Source organism: Sulfurospirillum cavolei (genome assembly GCF_001548055.1).
In the GTDB taxonomy this organism is placed as follows: Bacteria; Campylobacterota; Campylobacteria; order Campylobacterales; family Sulfurospirillaceae; genus Sulfurospirillum.
The window spans coordinates 543,003-563,355 of the sequence record NZ_AP014724.1 but is presented as its reverse complement, the minus strand read 5'-3'; the positions used below and the strand labels follow the sequence as shown (position 1 = coordinate 563,355).

The window sequence follows — 20,353 nt, the reverse complement described above, 5'->3', positions numbered from 1 at the left end:
TAGGAGAGCCCGATCAAACGGGCTTTGTGCGTTATGAAATTATTTGTGTGCTTCAATGTAAGACATTGCATCTTTGACGGTGACGATTTTTTCAGCGTCGGTGTCGGGAATTTCGATATCGAATTTCTCTTCAAGTGCCATAACGAGTTCTACAACGTCCAAAGAGTCCGCGCCCAAATCTTCTACAAATTTTGACTCTTCTTTTACCTCGTCGGGATTTACGTTTAATTGTTCAACAACGACCGCTTTTACATCATCGAATAGTGCCATTTAATAGCTCCTTTAAAAAATTTTCACTATTTTATCAAAAAAAACTTTAATTTGAATTTGGCATCGCTTACATGTACATGCCGCCGTTGACTTTTAGCACTTCCCCCGTGATGTAAGCGGCACTATCGCTGAGTAAAAAAGCGACCGCTTCTGCGATGTCCTTAGGCGTTCCGAAACGCTTCAACGGAATCTTCGACGTATAACTTTCTTTAATCTCGTCGCTTAATTTATCGGTCATTTCCGTCGCGATAAAACCGGGCGTTACGGCGTTAAAACGTACGTCTCTGGCACTTCCTTCTTGCGCGAAACTTTTTGTCATCGCAATCAAACCGCCTTTGCTCGCACTGTAATTAACTTGTCCCGCATTGCCCGTTTCGCCGACGATCGAAGCGATATTGACGACGCTACCGAAACGCTTTTTGCTCATCGTTTTGAGTGCTTCGCGGCATCCTACGAACGCCGACGTCAGATTGATATCGATGACGGACGTAAAATCCTCTTTTTTCATACGAATCGCCAATTTATCGTTGGTAATACCCGCATTGTTGACCAGATAAGAGAGTTCTCCGTCGCTATCGACGATCGTTTTGATACCTTCGACAAAGGCTTCTTCGTCCGCAACGTCAAAGCCGATCACCGCCGCTACGCCGCCGTTTGCTTCGATTTGCGCTTTGATTGCGTCGGCTTGCTCGGGGCGTGAACGATAGTTGATCCATACTTTTAACCCGTATTGCGCCAACGTCAAGGCGATCTCTTGACCGATACCGCTTGCCGCACCCGTAACTAAAACATTTTTTCCGTTAAATTTCATTGATCTTTCCTTTGTTAAATCTTGACATGTAGAGTCTAAAACGACACCAACGGTGCATCCATTTCAGATGGAATTTCAAGCCCCATCAACGCTAAAACCGTCGGCGCGATATGATTCAGCGCGCCTTTGCAAACGTGTTTGACGCGCTTGTCCATCACGAAAGCGTAGACGTCGAAGGTTGTGTGGTTTGTTAATTTGGCTCCCGTTTCGTCGAACATCTGCTCGCAATTTCCGTGATCGCTCGTCAGTACCACGGAATAATCCGCCGCCGAAGCTTTGTCGAACAACCGTCCCAACGCCTCATCCACCGCTTCAACGGCTTTGATGGCGGCATCTAGACTTCCCGTATGCCCGACCATATCGCCGTTGGCAAAATTAACGACGATAAAATCGTACCTTGCGTCCATCGCACTTAAAACCGCGTCGGCAACGGCTTTTGCACTCATTTGGGGCTCCAAATCGTACGTTTTGACTTTGGGACTGGGAACTAAAAGTCTGGTTTCGCCGACTTTAGGCTCTTCCACGCCGCCGTTAAAGAAAAACGTAACATGAGCGTATTTTTCCGTTTCCGCCGTATGAAACTGAGAAAGTCCCGCCGCCGAAACCACGTCGCTTAAGACGTTTTGAGGCGTTTGCGATTCGAATAAAATCGCAAACGGATACGTGCTATCGTACTCGCTCATCGTAACGCATTCCACACCGTTCAGCGTGCGCGTAAACTCGCCGAACTCTTTAAAACCGATCGCTCGAGAAAGCTCGCGCATACGATCGTTTCTAAAATTAGCGAAGATAACGCCGTCTTCGCTTTTAATACCTTGAAAACCCTCAAGTGCGACCGGTTCGATAAACTCGTCAGTAATGCCTTTATCGTACATCGACTGCACGTAGTCTTTGGCACCGAGCGTCGTTTTAGGCGTTGCATCTACGATAGCACGGTATCCTTGTTCGATTCGTTCCCAACGGTTGTCGCGATCCATACTAAAAAAACGTCCCGAAATCGACGCAATGCCGATATGTTCCGTGCAAATGCTTTCCAAACGTTCCACGAACGAGACGCCCGACGTCGGCGAAACATCACGCCCGTCCGTAATGACATGTAAGCGTACCGTTTTACCTTGAGCTTCCGCAATGTGCGCCAACGCGATAATATGTTCGATATGCGAATGCACGCCGCCGTCGCTTGCAAGCCCTACGATATGAATATCGCCCTTGACATGTAACAAAGACGTCAACGCCGGATTGCTCGCTAAAGATCCGTCTTGCGCCGCTAAAGAAATCTTGACGAGGTTTTGGTACAAAACACGTCCGCTGCCGATGCACATATGTCCGACTTCGCTGTTGCCCATCTGCCCTTCGGGGAGCCCGACGCTAAGACCCGAAGTCGCGACCAAAGCGTAAGGTACTTCTTTAAAAAGCCGCTCATACGTCGGTTTATGCGCCATGGCGAAGGCATTGGCGGTATCGGAAGCATTGTGTCCGATACCGTCCGTAATAATCAGTAAGGTTTTTTGAATCTGCGGTTTCAAATCCCACCCTTTGTTATAAGCTTATAAGCAATATGGTACTAAAATGTTGCTTTTAGACTTCTTTTATAGCCTATCGCGCATAGGCCGTAAAAGAGGTCTAGTATCCTTAACTTTTTGGAAACACACTTTATGTTTTACTTTTTATACCAACTCACGTCGATCAATATTTTTCAATACATTACCGTTAGAGCGGGATTCGCTTTTTTCTTCAGTTTTATTCTGACGCTTTATCTGATGCCCAAATTTATTCGATGGGCAAAAGCGCGTAACGCAAGCCAACCGATCTACGATCTTGCCCCCAAAACCCACCAACAAAAAGGCAAAACGCCGACGATGGGAGGATTGGTCTTTTTATGTGCCTCGACGATCGCCATTTTAATTAACGCACGCATGGACAATCTGTTCGTTATCGGAGGTTTGGCGTGTTTAGTGCTCTTCGGCCTCATCGGCGTCCAAGACGATCTCTCCAAAATTTTGGGCAAAAGCAACACCGCGGGACTAAGTCCTAGAGGCAAACTCGTGTTACAAATCGCCGCTTCGCTTGTGATTGCTTTGACGCTCTACCTCGCCGTCGACATGAATACCCACTTTTTTATTCCTTTTTACAAATTTCCGCTTTTCGATATGCATCTTTTTGCGATCGCTTTTTGGATTTTAGTCATGGTTTCCGCCAGTAACGCGGTCAACCTCACCGACGGACTCGACGGACTTGCGACGGTACCTTCCATTTTCTCCATTTTATCGCTCGGCGTTTTTGTTTACGTCGGCGGCAATGCGTATTTAAGCGGGTATTTATTGCTCCCTAAAGTCGGCGGAAGCGGTGAAGTGGTCATCGTCGCCACAGCCGTGATGGGTTCGCTCGTCGGTTTTTTATGGTTCAATTGCTACCCCGCCGAAGTTTTTATGGGCGATAGCGGAAGCCTGAGTATCGGCTCGTTTATCGGTTATATGGCGATTATTTCTAAAAATGAGATTTTGTTGTTTCTCGTCGGATTTGTCTTCGTCCTAGAAACCGTATCGGTTATTTTACAAGTAGGCAGTTATAAAACACGCAAAAAACGGATCTTTCTTATGGCGCCGATCCATCACCACTTTGAGGTAAAAGGTTGGCCGGAAAACAAGATTATCGTGCGATTTTGGATTCTCGCATTGATGTCAAATCTTTTAGCACTAACGGCATTGAAAATCAGATGATAACACTATTTGGACACGGAAAAACAACTAAAGCCATTGCGGCGAAATTTAGCGGACAATGTCAGATCTTCGACGATCATTTTACCGAACCAAGTACGGACGAATACGGTAATCGTTTGTTACCGCCCTCTTGCTTCGATCCCGAACAAAGCGACGTTGAAATCCCAAGCCCCGGATTTCCATCCAACCATCCGCTTATCGTTAAAGCCAAACACGTCACAAGCGAGTACGACTTTTTTAAAGAGCAAATGCCCTTTTCGATTTGGATCAGCGGGACCAACGGAAAGACGACGACGACGCAAATTTGCGAACATCTGCTCCAAGACAAAGGCGCATGTGCCGGCGGTAACATCGGAACGCCCTTGGCCGCCATCGACGAAAAAGCAACGATATGGATTTTGGAAACCAGTTCGTTCACGTTTCACTATACGAAAATCACGGCACCCGATATTTACTTGCTTCTTCCGATCAAACCTGATCATTTGACGTGGCACGGAAGTATGGAAGCCTACATCGAAGCAAAACTTTCCGTTTTAGGGCGTATGAAAGAAGGCAGCGTAGCCATTGTTCCCAAAGCCTTCGCCGATACGCCAACGCTTGCCCATATCGTGGCTTATGAAAACGAAACGGATTTAGCGCAACACGTAGGAATCGACATCGACCGCATCCACTTCAAATCGCCGTTTTTACTCGATGCCGTACTCGCCGCATGTGCACAAAAAATTTTACTCGATACGGTCGATTACGCCCACCTCAATACGTTTAAAATCGACCACTATAAAATCGAAGAGTTTCACGATACGCAAGGACGCCTCTGGGTCGACGATTCTAAAGGCACCAACGTCGATGCAACCGTAGAAGCGTTAAAACGTTATAAAGACAAGCAGATTTTACTGGTGCTCGGAGGCGATGACAAAGGCGTTGATTTGCAAGAACTTTTCGACTTTATGAAAACCTTACATGTCAAGATTTTTGCTATCGGTTCCAATACCGAAAGACTGGCTTCTTTGGCGCAAAAAGAGGGTGTTTGGCTCTCAAAATGCTTTGTTCTCGAAGAAGCGATGAAGCAAATTCACGCTGTCCATACAAAAGAGACCGTCGCCCTCCTTTCTCCCGCGGCGGCAAGTTTGGATCAGTTTAAATCCTATGCCCATCGCGGCGATCGTTTCAAAGAGTTGGCACTAAGCTAGTATTAAAGTTTTTAAGCTATAATTTCAACTCTTCAAAACGTGGCTGGATAGCTCAGTCGGTAGAGCAGGAGACTGAAAATCTCCGTGTCGGCGGTTCGATTCCGTCTCCAGCCACCACCACCTTATTTCACCCTAGCAAATACCCCTTCCCAACATTTTTTACGTTTGACTACCCTTTTATCAGTAGCTCCCTTTTCTCCCCAATACGACCAAAACGGTTTTGAACAAAATCTGCAAATCCAGTTCTATCGACCAGTTACGTACATACCATACGTCCAGTTGTACGCGCTCGTCGTATTCGATGTCGTTGCGGCCGCTTACTTGCCATAAGCCCGTAATGCCCGGTTTTACGGCGATAAAATACTCAAAGTATTCGCCGTACTTGGCGACTTCTTGTTCGATGATAGGACGAGGGCCTACCAAGGACATCTCGCCTCTTAAAACGTTAAGGAGTTGCGGGAGCTCGTCTAATGAGGTTTTGCGTAAAAATTTGCCTATTTTCGTGATGCGAGGATCGTCTTTGAGCTTAAAATCCCTCTCCCACTCCTCTTTGCTCTCTTCACATGTTTCTAAAAGCTCTTCAAGGCGCTCGTTGGCGTCAATATACATCGTACGGAATTTATAAACCTTAAACTTCTTGCCGCCAAAACCGATACGTTCGTGCGTAAAGATAGGATTCCCTTTGGTCGTTACGTATACGACGCCGTAGAGCCACATGAGAAAAGGCGATGTCAACACGAAAGCGATAAACGCAACACTTACGTCGAACACGCGTTTGATCGCTTGATCCAAAGGGCTTAGAAGATTGTTTTTGATATAAAATGCCATGCCCTTATGGTGAATCGAGCTGATCAGCTCCCCGTTAATAATAGGAATTTTCGTCATTTTCGGCAAAACAATGACTTTGCGGACACGTTTTTGCACGTGGTTGACCAAGATGTTTAAATCCAGCAACGTGTTGGATTCCAAGTCAATGACGACGGAGTCGAATTGCTGTTCATCGACAAGATAGTCTATCGTCTGCATAACCATATTCGGCGATAAAAGATCGGTATTGACGATACCTTTGATGTCGTAACCGAAAGGATTGCCTTTGGCAAACCACGTGCGAACATTTTTCAAACCTTGATTATCGCAGATCACGAAAACAGGCTGTCTAAAATATTCCCATTGAAAAAAGATTTTTTTGAGGTAATACGACCATAAAGCATTGGCATTATTCAAGAGGTAAAAAATACAAACGATGGCTCGTGAAGTCGTGTCGTTGAGTTTTGCCAAAGCGATAATAATCAAAATAATCGCAAACGAGAAGAAGTTAGCCTTGAGCGATAAAATAGCCGCATTGACCGTTACCATTCTATGCGTCATCAAACGTACGTAAAAATAGCTTAACATGTAAATAAAAATCATCCAGCCGTAACGCGCGGGCGTTTGCGATGCATCCATCTCCAAAAAAACGTCGGCAATGTATAAAGAAGCGTAGAGATTGATCACAAAAAAAATAAGGCTGATGAGAAACTTTAATATAAAATAACGCATACGATGCTCCGTGGTATAACAAGACAATAGTGTAACAAAAGAAGGTTAAAAAGAGAATTTAAACGCGATGAATTTTATCAACGAGCAGAGAATCGAACGAGGAAGCGCGCTAGGGGCATTTTTGAGCAAATAACGTAGTTCGTTGCACGCTTGTCCTATGCCGGAAGATTCTATTTTGCCGTATTTTGCCGCTTCGTCTAAAATCCAACGGTTGTCCTTAAAAAAACGTCCGATAGTGCGGTAACGCCTCCAAATATCCTTACATGTCAAAACGTGCGAATGGTATACTTGCGCTTCAGCCACGTATGCGATCTTTTTACCGTCCATAATCGCACGTGCCGCAAACTCCATATCTTCGTTGGTACACAAATCTTTGGTAAATCCGCCTACTTCTTTAAAATAATGCGCTTTATACATCGCACAACTATCGGAACAAAAAAACGTCTTAATGCCCAAAACGGGTAAATCACTTTGAGATTTCACCCGAGAAATCGGCGGATAGTTGGTCGTGCGCGCGAACACTTCGATCGCATCGGCATTTTCATAAGGAATTTGCCGTGCATACGCTACGACGACATCGGGATCTTCAAACGCTTGAAGCAGATTTTCCACCAAAAAACCATCACAAGGCATTGCATCTTGGGTCATAAAAAGGTAAAAATCCGCTTCGTAATGTAACGCTAAATTACGCGTATTAGCATGGTTGAATTCACTTTGGTGAATTTTCATCATGTGGGGATGCTCAGAACATACATCTACGGTTCCAGAATCAATCAAAATAATTTCTGAACTAATATTTTGTTGCTCTAAAGAAGGTAAAACTTTATTGACAAATGATAATTGCGGATTTAAAATAGGGATAAGTGTAACAATCTTCATGCAAATACAACTAACCCTAAATTTCTCATAAAACCATTTTTCCATATTTTATATTTGAATAAAAAAATTATTTTCTGAAGTTTCGATAAATGTGAAAATTGCTGAAAAGCCTGTAACATAGTTTTATTGTTATCATCCAAGTCATTGTGATAAATTTCTAAAAAAGTATTTGCTTGTATAATATGTTTATCAAGCTGAGAAGTATATTTTTTTGTGCAGAATTTCATAACAAGCCTCTTACATACATAGTAAAATCCATACTTTTTGGCTCCAGTATCGTTTTGTCCATGTTGCCTATAAAACATTAACGGCTTATCAATATAAGCAATTTTTCCAAATATTGAAGCAACAAGAGCTATCCACCAATCATGCATTATTGCTTCGTCAGGGATAGTTTTTACTTTTTCAGCCAAAGCACGATTGATCATCATTGTACACCCCGTTACTACATTGTGCAATAAAAGACGATTGGGGCTATCTTTGAATGGGTCTATGTGCTGATAATTCCAAAAAGATGGAGATATAAGATCCAATTTTTCACCAACAACTGTTAGATCACTATGAACAAGCAGTGGGATATTTTTTCCATGTATACCCTCTAATTCTTGCATTTTATTATAAGTTTTTTCAACTTTATCTGTATTCCAAATATCATCTTGATCACAAAACATGATATATTTTACGCCAAATTCAAACGCCTTAAGCATTAAAATCTCAAAACTTTTTTTAATACCATAATTCGTTCGATCATTTAACAATTTTACATCTATGACAGCATTATTAACCAATTTGTGAAGTATTTCATAACTTTTATCAATTGAACCATCATCTCGGGCAATCAAAAGGATTTTGGATAGCTCATATGATTGATTCGCAATTGATCTTAATTGTTGTTGTAAAAATTTTTCTCCATTGTAGGAAGAAAGGCAAATAGCAATTACATATTTTTTTTCATTAAGCATACTTAGAAATTTACTCTTTCTTGCTCAACAACTAAAGGTCTTTTTTTACTATATGTATGAATAGATCCTACATATTCTCCAATAATTCCTATAAAAAATAATTGAACTGAAGAAAAGAAAAATAATCCAATAACAAGAGGGGCTACTCCTAAACTAAAAGAATTCCACATAACTAATTTTAAAACTAAATAAACAAAAGCTACGACAATACTTAAAACTGAGATTAAAAAACCCAACATGGTTGCTAGTCGAAGCGGAACTAATGAGTGGCTTATTATTCCCAACATTCCTATATCGTATAATGTAAAAAAATTATTTTTTGTAATACCTTTTCTGCGAATTGGCTGGTCATATTGAATTTTATAAATTTTAAGCCCTAAATCTGGAATCAAACCCCTAAAATAAGGATAAGGGTCATCAATTGATCTTAAAAGCTCAATAACTTCTCTATCAAATAAGCCAAAACCCGTAAAATTATCTATTAAATCAATACTTGATAGTCTATTGACTGTTTTGTAATAAAGTGTTCGAATTTTAAACATAATATGGCTTTCTTCACTCGTTTTTTTCGTACCAACAACACTTTTATATCCGTTCTCCCATTTTTCAATGAATTGGTGTATTAGTTCAGCAGGATCTTGTAAATCAGCAACAAATAAAATAACTGCATCGCCATTAGCTTGTAATAATCCGTAATAAGGAGAACGGATATGTCCAAAATTCCTGCTATTAACAATGATTTTTATATTTTTATCTTTACCTGCAAGCTCTTTTAGTTTTACAACAGTTTGATCAGTAGAAGCATTATCAATAAAAATATGCTCATATGTATAGATATCATACTTTGCGAAAACTTCTTTAATAACTCTTGCACATTCACTTACATTATCTTCTTCATTATAACATGGAGTAACTATACTAATCTTTTTCATTACAACCTTTCTTTATTATCGATTATATACATAAAATTTATTTAAAATAAACGATATGACTGCACATGGAAATACCGCTATGAACCCTGACATATAGTCATTAAGTCCTATTATTTTAAGAATTTTTATCAAACTTATATTAGCAATAAATACAACCCCATAAACACCAATAAATTTAAAAATTAATCTATTCTCATTAGCTTTAAATACAAATTTACTGATCGTTTTAAAATTAAATAATATACCCAATACTGTTGCTAATGCGCTTGCAAAAATATATTGAAACCCTAAATAAATAAAAAGAGCATACATCGCATAACCAAAAATAGTATTGATTATTCCTGTAAAGATAAACATTATTATTTGTTTTTTAAGCACACGAACTCTCTAATTTTATGAATCATATACGCTATAGCTTCATCGCCCATACCAGGGTAAAGTCCAATCCAAAAGCTATCGTTCATAATCTTATCTGTATTGACCAATGTCCCTACAATCTTATAGTCTTTATCTTTTTCAAGTGATTCAAACAGTGGGTGTCGTAGCATGTTACCTGCAAACAGATTGCGTGTTTGGATATTGTTGTTTTCCAAGTATTCGACAAGGTCATTTCTTGTGAATTTTGCTTCTTGTGTCAGGGTCATCATAAAACCAAACCAACTAGGATCACTCAGAGGTTGTGTCTCCACCAACGTTAATTCGTGAACATCTTTAAGTCCATTGTAAAGCTTTTTAAAATTCTCTTTTCGTTTTTCTACGAAGCGTGGGAATTTTTCCAGTTGTGCACATCCAACAGCAGCTTGCATATCGGACACTTTGAGGTTAAATCCAAAATGGCTGTAGACGTACTTATGGTCATACCCTTTAGGAAGGCTTCCAAACTGTTGGGTAAAACGACATCCGCAGGTATTATCGACTCCACTTTCACACCAACAGTCTCTTCCCCAATCACGCATGGAAAGCATGATTTTTTTAAGCAGAGGATTGTTTGTATAGGTTGCACCACCCTCACCCATCGTCATATGATGTGGCGGGTAAAAGCTACTGGTTCCAATGTCACCCCATGTCCCTGTAGGTTTACCCTCATACGTTGAGCCAAGGGCATCGCAGTTATCTTCAATGAGCCATAGATTGTGTTTATCACAAAAAGCCTTAACGGACTTGATATCAAAAGGATTACCAAGCGTATGCGCTATCATCACCGCTTTTGTTTTGGGGCTGAGTGCTTTTTCTAACTGTGTTACATCAATATTAAAGTGTTTAAGTTCCATATCGACAAACACTGGCACTGCACCGTATTGAACGATAGGCGCTACGGTTGTTGGAAAACCAGCCGCTACGGTGATGACTTCATCGCCTCGTTTAACTTGTCTCTCTTTTAACAAAGGTGACGTTAGGGCATAAAATGCCAATAAATTAGCCGAACTACCACTGTTGACCAAGAACGCCCATCTTACATGTAAAAATGCTGCCAACTCTTTTTCAAACTTTTTAGAGTAATCGCCATAGGTCAACCAAAAATCAAGAGAACTATCGACGAGATTGACCATCTCTTTTTCATCAAATACACGCCCTGCATAATTCACACGGCTTTGCCCTGCTACAAAGGGTTTAGTTTGGTTTTTTTTATGCACGAGTTCATAATACTCTTTGGTTTTATCTAAAATCTCTTGTTTGAGTTGCTGCTCTTTTATCATTATTTTCCTTTCCACATTGAATCTATCTTTTTAATATAAGGATCTTCTTTGATGGTTTGAATATCCAATTGCTCTAAATTTTCTTGAAAACAACATCTCATTTTTGCTATTGCATTTTTATGAGATGTAAACTGAAAATCTCCAAGTTCTTTTAAAATTCGCTCGTTATTTGAGGTATATTCGTTATTTAACCCTTCATTGATGACATGTATATCTGATTGAAAATCGCTGACTTCGTTTATCAAATTTGCTAATGTGATAAGATCTACTTTCGTTCCTGTCGTCACATTGTAAATCTTCTCTCTGACATCGTTATGGATAAAAAAGTCGATCATTTTAACTAAATCATCAATATAAATATAGTCAAAGTAGACATTTTTATTGATTGTTATCGGTAAATGCAAAAGATTTTTAACGATTGCATTTGAGATAAACTTAAAACGATAGTTTTCATACTCACCGTATGCTCCAAAAATCCGTAATTGAATGATATTTTGAGCTCTTTCAATATAGCGCGATGTAATAGACTTATAAAATCCGTATTCATCAAGGGGCAGTGCTTTTAAAGAATCGTCTTCTTTGGCTTTAATAATGGGCTGATGTTTCCCATACTCCGCACCACTGCCAAAAGAGATGATTTTTTGAACATCCTTTTCATGTTTAGCAAGATTGAAAAAGATGCGTAAATTATACTCTGTCACATTTTTCATATCAGCCGTATCACGTCCACCACCACGATTCGCCGTGTGAACAATGACATCGATCTGATTTTCCAAAATATACTTATCGACTGCTTTTTCATCACTAAGATCAAGTTCTTTACTAGATGGCGTAAAAAGTGTATGGTTTTGATACCTCGCATAGAGATATTCTTTAAGATGTGAACCTACAAAACCGCTAGCACCTGTGATAAAAATATTCATAATAGATTCTTCTCAAACCATTGTATTGATTTTTTAAGTGTATCGTCAATATTTACTGTAATATCTAAATCTAATTCGTGCCTCACATAATCAATATTGGGGACAAACTCAGAACAACTATCATTCATATTCAAAATCTCAATACTAACATCATTGCCAACAATATTTTTTATCTTTATGGCAACTTCTTCGAGTGATATTCCTACATCGCTACCTAAATTATATGATGCACCACTTTTGCCATATAATAACATTGTTAAAATCCATACAGCCATATCTGTTGGATACATATAGCTCCTTACAGGTTTACCGTTGCCTAAAATTCGGATATTTTTTGTTTTTAAAACATCTCTTATAAAGCTATTTACGGCCCAAGGTTTGTTCAAACTCATAAAAGGACCTATAAAAGAAAATGGTCGTACTTGCACAACTGGCAATTTGTGTAAACTTCGATAAGCATTAACAAGTGTTTCAGCGTATCTTTTTGCTTCTGGGTAAATTGCAGAAATACTATTACAATTTAATTTTCCGAAATCATTTTCTGTAATATTATGACTATCAAGAGAACCATAAATCTGCCCCGAACTAAGATGCACAATCTTTTCCAATTTTTCTAATAATAAAGCATTTTCCATCGTATTTTTTGTACCATCGGAGATGATATTCATAGATTCTATAGGATTAGACATATAGATTCTATTATCTGGGGAACTCGCAGCATGAATAATATAAGCAATATCTTTAGGAAATTCACGAATATTGCGAATATCATTTTTAATAAAAATAATATCTTTACGACTATCTATTAAAGCTTCCAAATTACAAGTAAGTTGTCTAGCAATAAGGTATAACGTAATATTAAAATTGTATGTATCATTCAAATAGAGTAATAATTGTGTAAGCCATGTACCAACAAATCCACTCCCACCTGTAATTAAGATTTCTTTATTCTTTAATTTTTCAAGGTTTGAAATTTCGTTCTCAGTTAAAGTAAACAAATCAAATCCTTTTTTTTAATTTGAGTGCTATATCAATAATTGTGTCTTCTTGTCCTGCCACTACTTTGTGTCGTCCAAGCTCCATAAAAATATCTCGTGGATCTACATTCAATTCTTTGGCAACTCTTTTCACATGTTTTGAAAATCCTGAAAAAACTCCTGCCATTGCACTAACAATACTTAATGATGAAATTGTAATGGGTTCTTTAATTAAATCTTTTTCTACCATATCCGCTGCATCTAATAATTTGTATAAATCAATGTTTGTTTGATAGTTTATTTTTTGGAGTACCGCAGCTAAAACTTCAAGCTGTGCATTCCCCGCGCCAGCACCAAAACCTTTTGTGGCACCATCTATAATTTGCGCACCTGATTCAATAGCAACAAGCGAATTTGAAATTCCTAAACCTAAATTATTATGTGCATGAAAACCTACAGGAACATTTAGATTTTGGGATAAAAGTGTAATTCTTTCTTTAACATCATCAGGTAAATAGCTACCTGCTGAATCCAAAATTATAATCCCTTCTGCTCCATACGTTTGCATCTTAATCGCTTCATCCAGTAGAATTTCTGGACTGGTCATATGACTCATCATTAAAAGCCCATATGCTTCTTTTCCTTTATTTCTAACATAACCTATATGACGTTCTGTTATGTCTGCTTCCGTACAATGACTTGCGACTCTAAAAACATCAACGCCCCACAATATTGCATTTTCTATGTCTTTTTTAATCGTTGCAAATCCAGGGATTACATGAATCCCCAATTTTGTATGCTGTAAATTCTCTTTAGCCGTTTTAAGCAATATTTCATCACTTAACTGACTTTTCCCAACAAGAACAGAGGATGCACCTAAGCCATTACCATGCCCTACTTCTACCGCATATACACCTGTTTGGTCGATAGCTTTCGTATAGTGTTCTACTTGCTCTATACTTAGTTGATGAGCAATCGCATGAGAACCATCTCTTAATGTTACGTCATAAAGATTAATTTTATTTGTCATAAATAACCTCTTTATTTTTTGCAAATTCCTCGGCTAACGCTATGGCGGCAGAATTAATAATATCTAAATTACCTGCATATTTTGGAAGATAATCACCTAAGCCTTGTACTTTGATAGATAATATTACAAAACCATTATCATAAACAGGTTCAAGTGCTAGAAAATATCCAGGGACATAAGATTGAATCACCTCTACCATTTTTTTTACTTCGACAGAAATCAAATGCATATCTGGCTCATCGATTTTTAAATAGATTGTAGTATTCATATCAATACTGGGTTGTGCTGGATTGAGGTTTATAATTGCTTTTACAGTTTTACAACCACTAAAATGAGATAATGCCTTTTCTGTTGTTTCAATATATTCATCTATGTTGGCTCTCGTGCCTGGGCCTGCACTTTTTGACGCAATGGTTGACACAAGTTCAATATAATCAATATTTTTTACAATTTTACTAATGGCATATGCTATGGGAATAGAAGCCTGCCCTCCACATGTAATCATATTAAGATTATCATATTGTAAGGCTTCGGCTAAATTTACTGATGGAATAGTAAACAACCCTAATTTTGCGGGGGTCAAATCAATCACAATTTTATGTAATTGCTTTAATATAGGTGCATGTATTTTATGACTTGCAGCTGAAGTCGCATCAAAGACCAAATCACAACATGTAGGGTTCTCGATAATCGCATCTATGCCTTTATCGCTTAGAGGAACGCCAAAAGACATAGCTTTTAACATTCCTTTAGAGCTTAAATTTCTACCTGCAAACAAAGTGCATTGAAGATACGGTGATCTAAAAATTTTAATTAATAAATCTGTGCCAATATTACCTGTACCTAAAATAGCAACTTTTAGATTCATAGCTTAAGACTCCATTCTTGTATTTTCTTCATATTCCTCTCGAGGTAAAAAAGGGAACATATCATCATACGGCATAGAAACCATTTTTCCATCATCCAATTTTTTTGACGCAACCCTTGGTATCAATAATTGATTTGTAGGAGTCATAACTTCAAATATAACTGGCCCTTTATAAGCAATAAGCTCTTCTATTTTTTCATTCATTTCATCAATAGTGGATATATGTATATATTTAATACCATACAGATTGGCTACTTTTTCCATAGAAGGAGTAGAAAGTCCCGTTGCACTACTTTCTCCTATAAGGCGACCTTCCATAAAATTATTCTGAGTATGTCGGATCAAAAGGTACCCATTATTATTTAAAATAATAGTTTTGACTGGTAAATTATAATGTGCAATTGTCTGAAATTCTTGTAAATTCATCTGAATAGAGCCATCACCACTAATGCAATAGACATCTTTTTGTTCATCTTTAGCTAAAGCAGCTACGCCAATTGAAGCGGGACTATAACCCATTGTTGACAATCCGCCTGTAATAATATGTCTTTGTCCAAATTTGACTTTAAATGCTTGAGCATGAACATGAAAACATGATCCTGTATCAGTTACAATGACAGCATTTTTATCTAAAAATTCTGAAAAAACTCTCATAAAATGATAAGAATTAACTCCTTCTGTTTCATTAACATATTCTGGTAAGTCAACAGGATATTTTTCTTTCCAGCCTTGTGCTTTTTTTAACCACTTTTCACAAGCTTTTAAGTTAGGCTGAAACTTAATTATAAGCGCTTTCATACACTCGTTTACATCACATAAAATTTTAATTGCTTTTTTAACAGAAGGCTTTTCAAACTCTTTAGGATCAATTTCCACAAGGATGATTTTAGAATTTGGTGCAAATGCTTGATAATCATGACCAATGAGCCCAATACTAAGCCTAGAGCCTAAAACCAGTAATACATCAGAATTTTGTACAGCAAAATTTCCAGCCCTATCTCCATACGTTCCAGGTCTTCCTATAAAATTTGGATGCTCATGATCTAAGATATCCATCCCCATTCGAGTAGTCACAATGGGAATACCAAATGCATTTGCTATTTCATTCGCTTCTTTGACAGCATTCGCTTGTTGGACACCAGCACCCAATAAAATAACAGGCCTTTTTGCTTTTTTCAATTCTTGGATAATGAGTTCAATATTACAAATTTCACTTTTTGCCAATAGTGGTTCAGGAATAAAACCATCATACAAATCAGGATCAAAAGTAGCTCCTTGTATATCAATGGGACACTCAATCCATACTGGACCAAAAGGAGCTTGATGAGCCATATAAATGGCCTTTTCAATATTATATTTTATTTTACTAATATCATCTAAAACAACTGCAAATTTAGTTACTTGTTCAAAAATAGGTAAGGTATTAAACCCTTGTAAAGAAAATTGTCGTGGAGTTGTTACATGTACTTGCTCCACTTTGGATTGTCCAGAAACAATAATACAAGGTGATCGATCAACATATGCTCCAACAACGCCCGTTAATGTATTGAGTGCGGCAGGTCCTGCTGTCACATAAACAACCCCTATTTTTTTAGAATATCGTGCGTATGCTTCAGCAGCCATAGTAGCAGCTTGTTCATGATGAAAAAAGTATGTATCTAACGTATCTCTTTGTTTATATACAGCATCTGTTAAATGCATAATCATGCCACCCGTAATCATAAACAGTTTATGCCCGCTTACTTCAGCTAATTTTTGTGTTAAATAATCTGCAACTCGAATATTCATGATTGACTCCACTCAATATTTTTTTCTTTTGCATCTTGCACATAATTTTGCAAATCTTCTTCGCTTAAAAGTTTATTGTGCTCATAAAATGATTTATACCATTTCACCGTCTTTTCAAAGGTCTTTTCACTATCCCATACATCTTTCCAATGAAGCTTGATATGGGCTTTTGAGCAATCAAGTTTTAACAAATTGGCTTCATGAAGTTGATTTGGAGTTTGATTGATCTCATAGTCAATTTTATCCCAATGCTGTTTTACATGTAAAACCACTTCTTCGACACAAATACTTCCTTCATCACTCGGTCCAAAGTTCCAAGCTTCTGCAAATTCCACTTTTTCTTCAAGCAATTTTTGACCTATTTGTAAATAGCCACTGAGTGGTTCTAGAACATGTTGCCATGGTCTGGTAGCTTTTGGGTTGCGGATACTTACTTTTTTACCTTGACTAACGGACACCATAATGTCAGTCATCAATCTATCTTGAGCCCAATCTCCTCCACCAATGACGTTCCCTGCTCGACATGTTGCTAGAAGCGTTTGATGTGATTTTTTATAATCATTGATATTAAAGTAAGAGTTGCGATATGAAGTTGCTAAGATGTCTGCGCATCCTTTAGAAGAACTGTAAGGGTCATACCCACCCATTGGGTCATTCTCTCGGTATCCCCAAATCCATTCTTTGTTCTCATAGGCTTTGTCACTGGTGATATTTACAATCGCTTTAACCTGATATTTACGACATGCTTCAAAGACTTTAAGGGTTCCTATCACATTGGTTTCATAGGTTTCAATGGGATTGGCATAGGAAGGTCTAACGAGTGCTTGCGCTGCCAAATGAAAAACGATATCTGGTTGATGCGTTGCAAAAGTCTCATTGAGCTTCTCTAAATCACGAATATCACCAATAATCGACGTAATGTCTAGATCAAGCAGTGCCAAATGATTGGGATGTGTGGGAGCTTCCAAGGAATATCCTACCACCTTAGCACCCATCTGTTTTAGCCAATACACAAGCCATGAGCCCTTAAAGCCAGAATGTCCTGTGACTAAGACCGTTTTATCTTTATAGATGCCTCCAAAAAGATGTTGCATTACCAGACTTTCCATGGTGCTTTATTGTCTTTCCAGAGTTTATTGAGTTTTTGGTTATCGCGAAGTGTGTCCATCGGTTGCCAGAAGCCTTCGTGTTTATAGGCAAACATCTCGCCATCTTTGGCTAAATTTTGAAGCGGCGCTTGTTCAAACACACAACTCTCATCTTCGGTGATATAATCAAATACTTTTGGAGAACAGACAAAAAAGCCTCCATTAATCCATCCTGCTTCTGTTTTAGGTTTTTCTATAAAACTTTTAATATTCATCGTCTCATCAATTGCAAGATTTCCAAACCGTGCTTCTGGTTGAATCGCTGACATCGTGAGTGCTTTGCCATGTTGTTTGTGAAACTCAACCGTTTTAGCAATATCAATATCACTGACACCATCGCCATAGGTCAATAAGAAAGGCTCATTTCCTATATATTTCTGGGCTCGCTTAATACGCCCACCGGTCATTGTATCAAGACCTGTATCAACCAACGTTACTTTCCAAGGTTCACTGCTATTGTTATGCACTTCCATGCTATTGGTTTGAAGATCAATGGTTATATCACTTTGGTGTAAAAAATAGTTTGCAAAATACTCTTTAATATAATAGCCTTTGTAGCCAAGTAAAACGACAAACTCATTAAAACCATAATGGGAATAAATCTTCATGATATGCCATAATATTGGTTTTCCACCAATCTCCACCATCGGTTTAGGTTTGATGTCTGTCTCTTCTGCTATTCGTGTTCCATATCCGCCAGCCAATAACACTACTTTCATTTAATATCTCCTGATAATATATTATATTTTCTAATTTCAAAAACACCTAATATTATAAATATTATTAATGTAACTGTTGTGTAAAATGGTAATCTTGCATCTGATGCATTCCCTAATAAAATTAATCCACCAAAATAGAATAAAGCGGATGAGAATAAAACAAAAAGTTCTATATTTAATTTCCTTTTGACAATTAAATAAAAGAAGACAACAAATACAATTAAATATATGAACCAAGGTTTCAAAATAAAAATCTTTGAAGCGTTAATAATATAATTTACAAAAAAATCTCTTATTTTTGAATCCAACAATTTATAGCCATATTCATTGTCTATAATTGAAGGATTTGTAATCAAGAACTGTTGCCCAGAATTGAAACCAACTAAAAATTTAGTCATTTGATATTTATTATACAAAAAACAAATGGGATGCTCAAATGCAACATTAAACCAAACTTGATTTATTCTACCATCAGTAGGGATCTTAGCTAATATTGCTTGTGATAAGTTAATATGTCTTGGATCATACATATTACGAATATCATTAACTGTTAGATCAGGTAGTAATTTATGAAATAAATTTGAATTTGTACAAATGCTAGCGCCTGCAACATCTAATATTCTGACAGTTTCGAAAAAAACGCTATTACTGCTTTTTATTTCATTAAGCTCCGGTATTGTATATTTATCTAGTTGAATTTTTATCGTATACAAAGAAGATGACATCAATAATCCAATTAAAAGTGAATAAATTAAAAAATATCTTTTAAATTGAAAGATGTAAATTAGAGTGTATGATAAATATACTAGTAATGGTAAAGCAGCCAAGATTGCATTATGTCTTGTAGAAATACCTAAAAAAATAAATATTATTGCAATTAAAGTGTAAATTATAATCATTTTTGTAGTTTTGGCTGTTTTTAATGCAAGAATAGATGCAAAGCCCGTTAGAAAAAATGATGCCATTAAGACATCTTTCCAAATTACAGCAAGGGTGCCTAAAATAGCAGGAATAATCAATATAAGGATAAATACTAATAATACATATAAAACTTTTTTAGTAATAAAGTAAATTATACAACTGGTGGCACTCAATAGTAGTATAACTTGCGTAAAATGCATAGCAGATGGATTTGTAGAAATCAAATCAACGCATCTCCAAATATAACTAACCATTGGTGGCCACATTGAATCAGTTACTCCGTTCCTTGCACTTCTAAGTGCATGAAGAGTATCATATGACATAAAACCTGGATAGAATATAATTATTATCCCAACCGTTACAATAATAGGGAAAAATATAATCAATATCTTATTATATTTTTCAAAATATAGACCTACAATTTTAATTTTTGAGAAATACTTATTTATATATAGAAAGAAAAAAATTATAGTAAAGAATAAACATATAATAATTTGTACAAAATTTTGTAATTTAAATCCATCATTAACATAAAATTCTAAAATTGGATCATTCCCTGTAGTATTCATTTGCAAGCCTTCTGATATTAACACTATTTGATTAATCATTTGAATCGGCTTTAAATAATTGATTAAATCTTCACTTGTATATTTTTTATTGTAGAACAATCCCCCTATTTGAATATTCTTAATGATTAATGTACCACTTTGGTTAGATGGATCTATACGTAGTACATTTTCAGGAACACCTCCAAATGGTAACTCAAAATCAACTATTGGTTGATTTTGGATATTTGACCATACACTATTTTCTTCGGTGTATATTCCATTTTTCTTAAAAAATATTTGTACAAAATCTGATTTATTATTTTGTATCTCAAGAGAAATATTATTCGGATAAATTAATCTTAATCCAACACATAAAATGTTGAAAATTATAAAGATACTAAAAAAAACTAATGTTTTTTTCCAATTCACTT

The 20,353-nt window shown here is 37.2% G+C and carries 19 protein-coding genes and 1 tRNA gene; 3 read left to right on the top strand and 17 right to left on the bottom strand.

Annotated features, from left to right (window positions below):
• Positions 1 to 39: 39 nt before the first annotated feature.
• From acpP to gpmI, 3 genes are all read right to left on the bottom strand, one after another.
• Positions 40 to 270: an acyl carrier protein gene (acpP, locus tag UCH003_RS02955; RefSeq protein WP_012857599.1), complete on the bottom strand. Its 231-nt coding sequence runs from the start codon at positions 268 to 270 to the stop codon at positions 40 to 42.
• Between the two features lie 67 nt (positions 271 to 337).
• Entirely contained in the window at positions 338 to 1,081 is a 744-nt protein-coding gene (gene fabG / locus UCH003_RS02950) for a 3-oxoacyl-ACP reductase FabG (protein WP_060825364.1), read from the bottom strand.
• Between the two features lie 35 nt (positions 1,082 to 1,116).
• Positions 1,117 to 2,607 (bottom strand): 2,3-bisphosphoglycerate-independent phosphoglycerate mutase, encoded by a 1,491-nt coding sequence (gene gpmI, locus UCH003_RS02945; RefSeq protein ID WP_060825363.1) that lies wholly within the window; start codon positions 2,605 to 2,607, stop codon positions 1,117 to 1,119.
• Positions 2,608 to 2,736: 129 nt separating this feature from the next.
• Between gpmI and mraY the strand changes: the two genes are divergently transcribed.
• The 3 genes from mraY to UCH003_RS02930 all read left to right on the top strand — a co-directional run bounded on the left by mraY (position 2,737) and on the right by UCH003_RS02930 (position 5,108).
• Entirely contained in the window at positions 2,737 to 3,801 is a 1,065-nt protein-coding gene (gene mraY, locus UCH003_RS02940) for a phospho-N-acetylmuramoyl-pentapeptide-transferase (RefSeq protein ID WP_060825362.1), read from the top strand.
• Positions 3,798 to 4,991, top strand: coding sequence for a UDP-N-acetylmuramoyl-L-alanine--D-glutamate ligase (gene murD, locus UCH003_RS02935; protein WP_060826918.1), 1,194 nt, complete (start codon positions 3,798 to 3,800; stop codon positions 4,989 to 4,991). The genes mraY and murD overlap by 4 nt, the downstream gene beginning before the upstream one ends.
• Positions 4,992 to 5,032: 41 nt before the next feature.
• Positions 5,033 to 5,108, top strand: a tRNA-Phe gene (locus UCH003_RS02930).
• Between the two features lie 63 nt (positions 5,109 to 5,171).
• Here UCH003_RS02930 and UCH003_RS02925 read toward each other — a convergent pair.
• Genes UCH003_RS02925 through UCH003_RS02860 form a run of 14 tightly spaced genes read right to left on the bottom strand, consistent with a single transcriptional unit; the run spans position 5,172 to position 20,351 of the window.
• Complete coding sequence (locus UCH003_RS02925; protein WP_060825361.1) at positions 5,172 to 6,530, bottom strand: sugar transferase; 1,359 nt, start codon at positions 6,528 to 6,530, stop codon at positions 5,172 to 5,174.
• 45 nt (positions 6,531 to 6,575) lie between these two features.
• On the bottom strand, positions 6,576 to 7,409 hold the full coding sequence (locus UCH003_RS02920; RefSeq protein WP_060825360.1) for a glycosyltransferase family 2 protein: 834 nt from the start codon (positions 7,407 to 7,409) through the stop codon (positions 6,576 to 6,578).
• The gene (locus UCH003_RS02915; RefSeq protein ID WP_060825359.1) at positions 7,406 to 8,371 is read right to left on the bottom strand and encodes a glycosyltransferase family 2 protein; all 966 of its coding nucleotides are present in this window, start codon (positions 8,369 to 8,371) and stop codon (positions 7,406 to 7,408) included. The genes UCH003_RS02920 and UCH003_RS02915 overlap by 4 nt, the downstream gene beginning before the upstream one ends.
• Before the next feature lie 2 nt (positions 8,372 to 8,373).
• Positions 8,374 to 9,303 (bottom strand): glycosyltransferase family 2 protein, encoded by a 930-nt coding sequence (locus UCH003_RS02910; protein WP_060825358.1) that lies wholly within the window; start codon positions 9,301 to 9,303, stop codon positions 8,374 to 8,376.
• A 15-nt stretch (positions 9,304 to 9,318) separates the two neighbouring features.
• Positions 9,319 to 9,681, bottom strand: coding sequence for a GtrA family protein (locus UCH003_RS02905; protein ID WP_060825357.1), 363 nt, complete (start codon positions 9,679 to 9,681; stop codon positions 9,319 to 9,321).
• Positions 9,663 to 11,000, bottom strand: coding sequence for a lipopolysaccharide biosynthesis protein RfbH (gene rfbH, locus UCH003_RS02900; RefSeq protein WP_060825356.1), 1,338 nt, complete (start codon positions 10,998 to 11,000; stop codon positions 9,663 to 9,665). Before rfbH ends, UCH003_RS02905 begins: the two co-directional genes overlap by 19 nt.
• Positions 11,000 to 11,923 (bottom strand): NAD-dependent epimerase/dehydratase family protein, encoded by a 924-nt coding sequence (locus UCH003_RS02895; RefSeq protein WP_060825355.1) that lies wholly within the window; start codon positions 11,921 to 11,923, stop codon positions 11,000 to 11,002. The genes rfbH and UCH003_RS02895 overlap by 1 nt, the downstream gene beginning before the upstream one ends.
• Entirely contained in the window at positions 11,920 to 12,921 is a 1,002-nt protein-coding gene (locus UCH003_RS02890; RefSeq protein WP_060825354.1) for an NAD-dependent epimerase/dehydratase family protein, read from the bottom strand. The genes UCH003_RS02895 and UCH003_RS02890 overlap by 4 nt, the downstream gene beginning before the upstream one ends.
• A 1-nt stretch (position 12,922) precedes the next feature.
• Positions 12,923 to 13,930 (bottom strand): 4-hydroxy-2-oxovalerate aldolase, encoded by a 1,008-nt coding sequence (gene dmpG, locus UCH003_RS02885; protein ID WP_060825353.1) that lies wholly within the window; start codon positions 13,928 to 13,930, stop codon positions 12,923 to 12,925.
• Positions 13,920 to 14,798, bottom strand: a complete 879-nt coding sequence (locus UCH003_RS02880; RefSeq protein WP_060825352.1) for an acetaldehyde dehydrogenase (acetylating) — start codon at positions 14,796 to 14,798, stop codon at positions 13,920 to 13,922. Before UCH003_RS02880 ends, dmpG begins: the two co-directional genes overlap by 11 nt.
• Positions 14,799 to 14,801: 3 nt before the next feature.
• Positions 14,802 to 16,586, bottom strand: a complete 1,785-nt coding sequence (locus UCH003_RS02875) for a thiamine pyrophosphate-binding protein (RefSeq protein WP_060825351.1) — start codon at positions 16,584 to 16,586, stop codon at positions 14,802 to 14,804.
• Positions 16,583 to 17,695 carry a CDP-glucose 4,6-dehydratase gene (gene rfbG, locus UCH003_RS02870; protein ID WP_231964802.1) on the bottom strand — a complete coding sequence of 371 codons (1,113 nt, stop codon included), beginning with the start codon at positions 17,693 to 17,695 and terminating at the stop codon, positions 16,583 to 16,585. Before rfbG ends, UCH003_RS02875 begins: the two co-directional genes overlap by 4 nt.
• On the bottom strand, positions 17,680 to 18,453 hold the full coding sequence (rfbF, locus tag UCH003_RS02865; protein WP_060825350.1) for a glucose-1-phosphate cytidylyltransferase: 774 nt from the start codon (positions 18,451 to 18,453) through the stop codon (positions 17,680 to 17,682). Before rfbF ends, rfbG begins: the two co-directional genes overlap by 16 nt.
• Positions 18,450 to 20,351 carry a hypothetical protein gene (locus UCH003_RS02860; protein ID WP_060825349.1) on the bottom strand — a complete coding sequence of 634 codons (1,902 nt, stop codon included), beginning with the start codon at positions 20,349 to 20,351 and terminating at the stop codon, positions 18,450 to 18,452. Before UCH003_RS02860 ends, rfbF begins: the two co-directional genes overlap by 4 nt.
• Between the last annotated feature and the right edge of the window lie 2 nt (positions 20,352 to 20,353).

Coding starts and splice junctions, on each gene's coding strand:
- acpP (WP_012857599.1), bottom strand. CDS start 270: ATGGCACTATTCGATGATGTAAAAGCGGTCGTTGTTGAACAATTAAAC.
- fabG (WP_060825364.1), bottom strand. CDS start 1,081: ATGAAATTTAACGGAAAAAATGTTTTAGTTACGGGTGCGGCAAGCGGT.
- mraY (WP_060825362.1), top strand. CDS start 2,737: ATGTTTTACTTTTTATACCAACTCACGTCGATCAATATTTTTCAATAC.
- murD (WP_060826918.1), top strand. CDS start 3,798: ATGATAACACTATTTGGACACGGAAAAACAACTAAAGCCATTGCGGCG.
- UCH003_RS02925 (WP_060825361.1), bottom strand. CDS start 6,530: ATGCGTTATTTTATATTAAAGTTTCTCATCAGCCTTATTTTTTTTGTG.
- UCH003_RS02920 (WP_060825360.1), bottom strand. CDS start 7,409: ATGAAGATTGTTACACTTATCCCTATTTTAAATCCGCAATTATCATTT.
- UCH003_RS02915 (WP_060825359.1), bottom strand. CDS start 8,371: ATGCTTAATGAAAAAAAATATGTAATTGCTATTTGCCTTTCTTCCTAC.
- UCH003_RS02910 (WP_060825358.1), bottom strand. CDS start 9,303: ATGAAAAAGATTAGTATAGTTACTCCATGTTATAATGAAGAAGATAAT.
- rfbH (WP_060825356.1), bottom strand. CDS start 11,000: ATGATAAAAGAGCAGCAACTCAAACAAGAGATTTTAGATAAAACCAAA.
- UCH003_RS02895 (WP_060825355.1), bottom strand. CDS start 11,923: ATGAATATTTTTATCACAGGTGCTAGCGGTTTTGTAGGTTCACATCTT.
- dmpG (WP_060825353.1), bottom strand. CDS start 13,930: ATGACAAATAAAATTAATCTTTATGACGTAACATTAAGAGATGGTTCT.
- UCH003_RS02880 (WP_060825352.1), bottom strand. CDS start 14,798: ATGAATCTAAAAGTTGCTATTTTAGGTACAGGTAATATTGGCACAGAT.
- UCH003_RS02875 (WP_060825351.1), bottom strand. CDS start 16,586: ATGAATATTCGAGTTGCAGATTATTTAACACAAAAATTAGCTGAAGTA.
- rfbG (WP_231964802.1), bottom strand. CDS start 17,695: ATGGAAAGTCTGGTAATGCAACATCTTTTTGGAGGCATCTATAAAGAT.
- rfbF (WP_060825350.1), bottom strand. CDS start 18,453: ATGAAAGTAGTGTTATTGGCTGGCGGATATGGAACACGAATAGCAGAA.